We start from the raw sequence: 3,075 nt of genomic DNA, 5'->3' as shown, positions 1-3,075 counted from the left end.
CCCCCGATGCACAGCCCGCCGCTGGCGGGGTAGCACCCGGCCTGCCGAGCCCTGATGCCGCACTAGAGGCGTTCGTCTCGCACATCTCTGGCGTGCTGCCCCAGAACCTCCTGCGCACCAACTCCGCAGGACAAGGCGACCACCTCACCGTGGCAGAAACCGGCCCCATCGAGACCCCCCAGGTCGGCATCGGGCACCTGGTGGACCGTGCCGCCCAGCCTGTGGAACAGCCCGACCCGATCCAGGCGATTGGCCAGCAGTTTATCCAGGCCATGGACGGGCGCAATGACCCCAACACCATCGGCCAGTTCATGGGCGCAGTCGGCCTGCCGAATCAGGAGACCTTGCAGACCATCGGCCAGGACGTCTCCACCTTGATCACGAAGGTCACCACCGGCGAGATCGTGGCTGACTTCCAGGATGCCCTCGCCGGCATGGAGGCCTCCCAGGCCTACGCTGACTGGAGCGCAGGGGTCAACCAGCTCGCCGGAGTCGATCAATCCCTACGCGGCGATGATCGGGCTGCTGCCGGGGTATCCGCACTCATCGACGAGTTCACGCGCAACCCCGCAGGCGCGGTCATGGGCGTATTCAACGCCGCTGGCGGACCCGCCCGCCTGGTCACCGACCCGCTGGGCTTCATCCGCGACGCCGGGGTCTACGTCCTGGGCCCGGACACCATGCAGGTACTGCGCAACAACATCAACGATGTCCCCGGCGCCATCTACGAATCCCTGCTGCGTGCAGCCCCCGCCCTGCTCATCCCGCTGGCCGCCCCCGTGGTGGGCCTGCTCACCGGCGCCCCCCTAGGCGCACTCGCACTGTCTGGCCCCGGTGCCCTGCTTGGCGCTCTCAACCCGCTCAACTTGCTGGGCATGATCCCCGGCGCCTTGGCCGGGATCCCCCTCGGCGCACTGGCTACCGGCATCCCCGGCTTCCTAGGATCCCTGCTGCTGACGCTGCCTGCCACGGTGATCGCCCCGCTGCTGGGTGCTGCCGGTGGCTCCGTCATCGCGCTCGCCTTGTGGGCCACTGCCGTGTTCGGCACCTACGGAGTGCTCTACGCACTCGGAGCACTCGGCATCTTCGGCATCGCAGCAATCGCCGGCCTTGCCGCCGGCGGCATCGGCTGGGCCCTCAGCCTGTTCAACCCGTTTGCCTTCCTATTCGCCGCCGCTTTCGGCTGGGGCGTGTTCTTCGAGGTCCTGTTCATTGGCGGGCTGGGCCTGGTGATCACCACCGCCTGGATCCCGATTCTCATCTACGCCCTCGGGTTCCTGCCGGTCCTGCTCACCGGCATGCTCACCGGCTTTGGCTTAGGCGCCCTCGCCGGTCTGCTCATCCCGGCCATCGGTATCCCACTTTTGACCGCACTGTCCGCCCTACCGGGTGCGATCATCGGTGGCCTGCTGGGTTCCCTGGCTGGGTGGGCTGGAATGACCCTGCTCAACACACTGCTTGGCGCGGGACTAGGTGCTCTTGCAGGCCTGGTCCTCGGCGGACTTATTGGTGCTGGCCTGTTCTCCCTTGGCTCGATCCCTGTGGCCCTGGCCCTGGCAGGCTTCCTGATCGGTCAGGACCTCATGCCCCGACTCGGGGCGCTGTTTAACGGCCCGGACTCCATCGGCGCAAAGCTGCGCGCCGCCTTTGATCGAGGCTGGCGCGAATCCAACTTCGGCAAGATGCTCGGCTCCCTGGCCCACGCCTTCGGCGCCACCGAATCTGGCATGGCCTTTAACGACCTGGCCAACCGCCTCAACTCGCTGTACATGGTCGTCGCCTTCCTGGAAAACCGCCGCGTGCGAGAAATGCTGCTACGCGGCGGCATCCTCGGCGCGATCCCCGGCGGGCTCATCGGAGGCCTGCTCGGCGGACTCATCGGAGCACCACTGGGCTTCTTCAACCCGCTGAACCTGCTCAACGGGCTCATGGGCGCCCTGGCCGGGTCCATTCCAGGCGGCCTGCTCGGCGCCCTGGCCGGCGGCCTGCTCGCCCCGCTGCTGGGCAGCCTGGCCGGTCTGGCGTCGATCCCGCTGACCTTCCTGCCGAATCTGGCACTGCTGGCCCTTGGCCTGGGAGCCCTCCTGCTGCCCCTGGCGCTAGCTGCCGGTGCGGCCACCATCATCCCCCCACTGGTCATGGCCGTGGCCACCACCTTCCTCGTGGGCCTGCTTTTGGCCCTGCCGTGGAGCGTGCCGCTCTTCCTCGTCGCCGCAGCCATGAGCGTGTTCGCCCTCATCCTGGGCAACCCGTTGTTGTGGATCCCCACACTCGGCATCGCCCCGCTGATCTCGTTTATCGTGGGCTCCATCGCCCTTGGCATCGCGATCGGCAACACGATTGCCGTGTTCGCACTACTGGGCCTGGTGGCACTGACGATTGGCGTGGCCACCTTCTTCATCCTGCTGCCGTTCTTCGCCTTCCCCGCACTCACCCTGGCCTTGGCAGGCCTGGCATCCCTGCCCGCACTCCTGCCGATGGCCCTGGGGTTGTCCCTGCTGGAGGCCATCGCCATTGGTACTGCGGCTACCGCACTGTCCTCGCTTCTGACCGTGCCCGCCGGCGCCCTGATGGGCGCCCTGCTCGGTGCCGGCATCGGCGGCACGCTGGGCACCCTGACCGCAGCGATCACCCGCGCCCTGCTCTACGGGGCTGCTGGCATGGCCGCAGGATCGGGCATCGGTGCCGGCATCGGCGGTCTGCTCGGCGCCCTGACCGCCCTGGTGACCCACCTCCGCCTGGCGGCCGGGATGGACCAGGACGTCGCCTGGTGGGATGTACGCCTGCTCAACCGTGGCGGATTCGGTGATTCCTTGTCCTGGATCCCGGGACTGACCGGAGAAGCACGCCAGGTGTCCCCGCGCGCGATCCCGGCGGTTGCGCACATCCCCACGCCCGTGTAAAATCACGCAGGAAGCTACCAACTTCAACTCATCTCAACCCCCAGCCCCTCACACTCGCTGGGGGTTGCACTTTGTCCACCACCCCCACCCGGTTCGCGGTGGGTAGCGCGCGCTGCGCGTTTCTTTGTTGACCTGGATTGCCCTGCTCGTGCATCATGGGGGTGGACAAGCC

General features: G+C 67.6%; 1 protein-coding gene. It reads left to right on the top strand.

The window, feature by feature from the left end:
• Positions 1–92 precede the first annotated feature (92 nt).
• Complete coding sequence (locus B140_RS0111305; protein ID WP_018119462.1) at positions 93–2,903, top strand: hypothetical protein; 2,811 nt, start codon at positions 93–95, stop codon at positions 2,901–2,903.
• The last annotated feature ends 172 nt before the right edge of the window (positions 2,904–3,075 follow it).

The organism is Corynebacterium mastitidis DSM 44356, from assembly GCF_000375365.1.
GTDB lineage: Bacteria > Actinomycetota > Actinomycetes > Mycobacteriales > Mycobacteriaceae > Corynebacterium > Corynebacterium mastitidis.
Note: the sequence above shows the minus strand (reverse complement) of the source record. Positions and strands in the feature narration are given on the sequence as shown.